At 53.0% G+C, this 6390-nt stretch carries 1 protein-coding gene; it reads left to right on the forward strand.

The window, feature by feature from the left end:
* Positions 1-950 precede the first annotated feature (950 nt).
* A partial coding sequence (locus tag ACO0LN_RS18185) for an Ig-like domain-containing protein (protein WP_422976173.1) occupies positions 951-6390 on the forward strand: 5440 nt, incomplete at its 3' end.

The following is a 6390-nucleotide window of genomic DNA, read 5'->3' on the forward strand; positions in this document are numbered from 1 at the left end:
TTTCCGGAGGCCAGCCAAATGTCGCGTGGCAGGTATTTCGGCCAGCGCTCAGAAACACAATCAGTTGGTAAGAAGAGTACGGTATTTATGCATCTTCAACATCATTGCAAAATGGTGCGAAGCTGAGAAAAATATCGGAAACAGAAATTCCAGCCATAGCAGGTAAGCTCTATTCATTGCAGGAAAATGGGATCATTGAGAATTCCATAGGGGATGGCAATGCCCAAGTATTTACTTTGTTAAATCAATACCCCTCACCGCCGGGAAGTATGGTCACGGGTCTATATCAAAATGCGCAAGTGAACGGGATTGAAATAGCTGGCAATGCTGTATCTGCAATGCAAGTACATTTCAAGAATAGTATTGAGATGCAACCCTGCCCTACTGTGCATCTCTGGATTTCCAGTTGGCCAGAAAGTAGCGGCCTGACACAGCCCGGAACGTCAACCGTGACCCAACTGTCATTTGAAGATGGTATAAACGAAATCACATGCTATTTCGACATAAGGACCAGTAAGTTCCATCTCCCTCGACGATGGAACTAAACAATAGCAAAGTCAACACGGAATCGCCATCTCATCACTATCAATAGCACAAAGTCAGCAACGTCTGTCTACGATGCCAGTTGTCAGAAAACGGCTTGCAGTCCCCGGCATTTTCCACCACCCACTTTAGAACTGGATAGCCAGCTATCCAGTTACTGACATTACGAGGGAGGTCCTGGCTAAGTCGGCATCAGGTACGGGCATTTAATTACGATTTCCAGAATTCGCCAATCAAGAATCACCGCCCTTCTTACGAATCTCTTACGGCAGTTTGCTAGTATCAAGCAATTTTTCATAGCCATTATTGCATGATGTTTTGAGCAACTTCTTAGCCTTCAAGATTCCTCCATCTTGCCTGCGAGCTCGACATGCGTACACCTTTTCTTTAAGTCAGAAGTCTACACAATGAATCTGCTCGATCAAACTACCGCAACCGATATTCAGTCTGTCCACGAAGACGCACTTGCTAACTCAACCGTTGCGCATTTGATGGCTACCTTGTCCACGCCCGCCCCCTCCCTATCCTTGGGTACTGCGGCAAATCCAAGCGCGGGCCAGCAGATTCTGATCATTGATGGTCGGGTACCAGATCAGGCCACGCTGATCAATGCATCCAAAGAAGGGGTTAAAGTCATCGTTCTGGATACAGAGCATGATGGCGTGCAACAAATTGCCGATGCATTAAAGGATGTCCACAATGCTTCGTCTATCAGCATCATTTCGCATGGTGATGATGGTGTTCTCTTGCTAGGTAACTCACCTCTGCATAACGGTAATGTCGCCAACTATACCGAACAGTTAAAAGCCATCGGTGCATCTTTACAGACCGGTGGAGAAATCAGGCTGTACGGTTGTGATATTGGCAAAGACAGTGTCGGCCAGGATTTTATTCAAAGCATTGCCCAGGTGACCGGCGCCACGGTAGAAGCCTCAACTGATGCAACAGGAACTGCAAGCCGGGGCGGCAACTGGGACCTGGAAATATCGACTGGCACCCTGCCTAAGGATAGTGCTCTGGATACCAGCAAGCTGGGTAATTACGATCATTTATTGGTGACGACCGCGGTCAACAGCATCAATAGTCTTAAGTCTGCTATCGCCACCGGTAACAGCGATGGTTTCGACGATATCATTACATTTACCGGCAATATTACCTTTAGCAACGCCTCTGATAGCGTCCCTATCAATGTTACCGATGGCCACACGATGACCATCGTCGGAGGTGGGAACACCCTCAACGGCAATAATATGGCAAGGGTAATGACTGTCGGTACAAACGGCGCAGGATCTGCCGTCGTTATTCAAAACCTGACAATTACCAATGGCTTTGTCACTGGCAATGGCGGTAACGCTGGTGTCAACGGACCAGACCTCAACGATGTAGGAAAGCCGGGCGATGATGCCAAGGGAGCCGGCATATGGAATTCTGGCGTTTTAACAATTTCAAACAGCACCATAACAAATAACAAGGCTTCAGCAGGCGGCGGTGCTGGCGGCCTGACATCTGGTAATGGCGGCGGTGGCGGCGGCGGCGGCGGATACGGAAGCAGCAACGGCGGTAATGGCGGGTCCAGTTTGGCGTATTCGCACCCGGGAGCAACAGGTACCGCTGGCACCGGTGGCAACGGAGGACCGCTTTCGGGACAATACTTTTTGCTGGGCGGGAAAGGTGGCACGACCACTGGAGGGAATGGTTCGGGTGGGTTTGCAACTTACTCCAGAGGTGGCAATGGTGGCACTGCCAATGCAGGTGGAGGACTGAGTATTGGCGGTGGCGGCGGCGGTGGCGGTGCCGATGCAAAAGGCGGTGCTGGCGGGAACGCGGTTGGTGGTATCTACAACATCGGAACATTGACCATTAGCGGAAGTAGCATCACCAACAACATTGGTGCCGGCGGCGGCGGCGGCGGCGGCAGTAAATCGGATATAGGCAAAGACGGTGGTGCTGGGGGCAATGGAGTCGGCGGCATATGGAACAATGGTGGTACGGTCACTCTGGATAGCGCGACCAACAATTCACTCGCAACTGGTAATCGTGCTGGTGCGGGCAATGGCGGATATGCTGATTCAGGTAGTTCCCCAGGGGCCGACGGGATTGCTTACGATCAGAAACTTGGCACTTTCACGGTACTCAACAATCCCACTATTACCAACGTCACATCCAGCAAGCTGAACGGCAGCTATCCGGTCGGTACAGTCATACAGATACAGATCACTTTCAGTGAAGCAGTCATAGTCACTGGCACCCCACAGTTGCTGCTTGAAACAGGCGTGACAGACCGCACGATTAATTACATCAGTGGCTCAACAAGCAGCACGCTGACTTTCACTTATACAGTCCAGGCTGGTGATACCAATGCTGATCTCGACTACAACAGTACCACCGCACTATCGCTCAATGGTGGCACCATCAAGTCAGCGTCATCCGGCTCCGATGCGACGCTGACTCTATTTAGTCCAGGTGCTGCCAATTCGCTGGGCGCGAACAAGAACATCGTCATTGACACGACGGCACCTGCCGCCCCAAGTGCACCAGACATGACGGCGGGCACCGACAACGGCGTCTCCAATACCGACAATCTCACTTCCAGCACCACACCTGTGTTCACGGGCACGGCAGAGGCCGGCAGTACTATCACGCTCTACGACACCGACGGCACAACTGTTCTGGGTACTGCCACGGCAACTGGTGGTAGCTACTCAATTACCTCTTCAACATTAAGTGCAGGTGGACATACCCTGACAGCCAAAGCAACCGATGCGGCTGGAAATGTGAGTGACGCATCAACCGGACTGGCGGTCACCATCGACACGACCGCCCCCACAGTCAACTCTGTCAGTGTGCCAGTCACTGCCACTTACATCGTCGGACAAAACCTCGACTTTACGCTGAACTTAAGCGAAAACGTGACCGTTACCGGTTCGCCCAAACTTGACCTGACTCTCGACACCGGCGGCACCGTCGCGGCGACTTACCTGAGTGGATCTGGTACCAGTGCTCTGGTATTCCGTTACACCGTTGTCAATGGCAATCTCGATACCAATGGTGTCAGTCTGGGTGCCAATATCGCCCTGAACGGTGGCACCTTAAAAGATACCGCAGGTAACGACGCAACACTGACACTCAACAGCGTTGGCGCATTAAGCAATGTGCTGGTTGATGGAGTGGTACCTACCATTTCCTCCATCAATCGCACAGGTGCAGCCATTACCAATGCCACCAGTGTCAGCTACACGGTGACTTTTTCAGAAAGCGTCACAGGCGTCGATACCAGTGACTTTGTGCTTACCCCAACAGGCGGCGTTAATGGCAACATTACCAGCGTGACCGGCAGTGGTACCACTTATACCGTCACCGTCAATGGCATTAGCGGTGATGGAACTTTGAGACTGGACCTTAAAAATGCAGGCACAGGCATTGCCGACGTAGCAAGCAACGCCATTGCCACCGGTTATACCGGCGGCCAGGTGTACACCCTCGATAACACGGCGCCGACCACCACGGTCGCAACTGCCGCCATGTCTGCCGATACCGGCACGTCCAACACTGATTTCATTACTAAAACTGCAGCACAAACCATATCAGGCACCTTGAGTGCGAATATGGTGGCAAACGAATTTGTCGAAGTCTCTATCGATAATGGCAGCACCTGGACCAGTGCCACAACAACCGTTGGACAGAATACCTGGTCTCTCAGTGGCGTTACCCTGACGGCTAGCTCCACCCTGAAGGTGCGGGTGAGCGATGCGGCAGGAAATATTGGTACGGCATTTAGCCAGGCTTATGTGCTCGATACCACGGCACCGACCACGACGATTGCCACAGCCACCTTCTCGGCCGATACCGGCACGTCCAGCACTGATTTCATTACCAAAACTGCCGCACAAACCATCTCCGGTACCTTGACTGCGAATATGGTCGCTGGAGACATCGTCGAAGTATCGCTTGATAATGGCAGTACCTGGACCAGTGCCACAACAACTGTTGGGCAGAGTACCTGGTCTCTCAGTGGCGTTACCCTGACGGCTAGCTCCACCCTGCAGGTGCGGGTGAGCGATACGGCTGGCAATAGTAGCGCGCCGCTTAGCCAGGCTTATGTGCTCGATACCACGGCTCCAACGACCACGATAGCAACTGCCAGCTTGTCGGCCGATACCGGCACGTCCAACACTGATTTCATTACTAAAACTGCAGCACAAACCCTATCCGGCACCTTGAGTACGAATATGGTGGCAAACGAATTTGTCGAAGTCTCCATCGATAATGGCAGCACCTGGACCAGTGCCACAACAACTGTTGGACAGAGCACCTGGTCTCTCAGTGGCGTTACCCTGACGGGAAGCTCCACCCTGAAGGTGCGAGTGAGCGATGCAGCAGGAAATAGTGGTACGGCATTTAGTCGGGCTTATGTGCTCGATACCACGCCGCCGACCACCACGATTGCAACCGCTTCCTTCTCGGCCGATACCGGCACGTCCAGCACAGATTTCATTACTAAAACTGCCGCACAAACCATATCCGGTACCTTGAGTGCGAATATGGTCGCTGGAGAGATCGTCGAAGTATCGCTTGATAATGGCAGTACCTGGACCAGTGCCACGACGACTGTTGGAATGAATACCTGGTCTCTCAGTGGCGTTACCCTGACGACTAGCTCCACCCTGAAGGTGCGGGTGAGCGATGTGGCAGGAAATAGTGGTACGGCATTTAGCCAGGCTTATGTGCTCGATACCACGGCACCGACCACCACGATTGCAACTGCCACCTTCTCGGCCGATACCGGCACGTCCGGCACTGATTTCATTACCAAAACTGCCGCACAAACCATATCCGGTACCTTGAGTTCGAATATGGTTACTGGAGACATCGTCGAAGTATCGCTTGATAATGGCAGTACCTGGACCAATGCCACGACGACTGTTGGACAGAGTACGTGGTCTCTCAGTGGCACTACCCTGTCCGCTAGCTCCACCCTGAAAGTGCGGGTGACAGACAATGCAGGCAATAGTGGCTTGACGTTCAGCCAAGCTTACGTACTCGACACCACAGCACCGGCAGCACCATCTACACCAGACATGACGGCAGCCACCGATACGGGAGTTTCCAATACGGATAACATCACCGCCAACACGACTCCCATCTTTACTGGAACGGCAGAAGCCAACAGCACCGTCAAACTGTACGACACCGACGGCGTCACCTTACTGGGTACTAACACAGCCGATGGTGCTGGCAACTGGAGCATCACCAGTTCTGCACTGGCGGTAGGTTCACACTTCATCAAAGCGACAGCAACCGATGCCGCTGGCAATATCGGCGTTTTGAGTACTGGCCTAGCAATTACCATTGCGACACCGACCATTACCAGCGCCAGTTACGATGCCGCGACAGGCATCCTGACGGTGACAGGTACTGGCATGGTGACCAATGACACCATCGACGTCAGTAAATTGACACTGTCAGGCGAAAACGGTGACTCTTACACGCTGACAGCTGCCACGCCCAATCCAACTGCCGGTAGTGCCACGTCTTTCATCGTCACGCTGGGTACCGCCGACAAACTGGCTATCAACGGCCTATTAAACAACAATGGAGCCAGCGCTGTCAGTGGCACCACATTCAATCTGACTGGTGCACTGAACTGGGATAGCACGGCTGGTGCAGCAGCAGACGCCACCAATGCAGTGACTGTCTCGAACGTCGCAGCTCCAACGATCACCTCAGCCACCTACGACGTCACCACCCACATCCTGACCGTCACCGGCACCGGCCTCGTCAGCACCCTCGGTGCCACCAATGACATTACCGTCTCTGCCCTGACCATCAAAGGCGAAGGCGGTGTCG

The organism is Undibacterium sp. TC9W, assembly GCF_049339865.1.
In the GTDB taxonomy this organism is placed as follows: Bacteria; Pseudomonadota; Gammaproteobacteria; order Burkholderiales; family Burkholderiaceae_D; genus Undibacterium.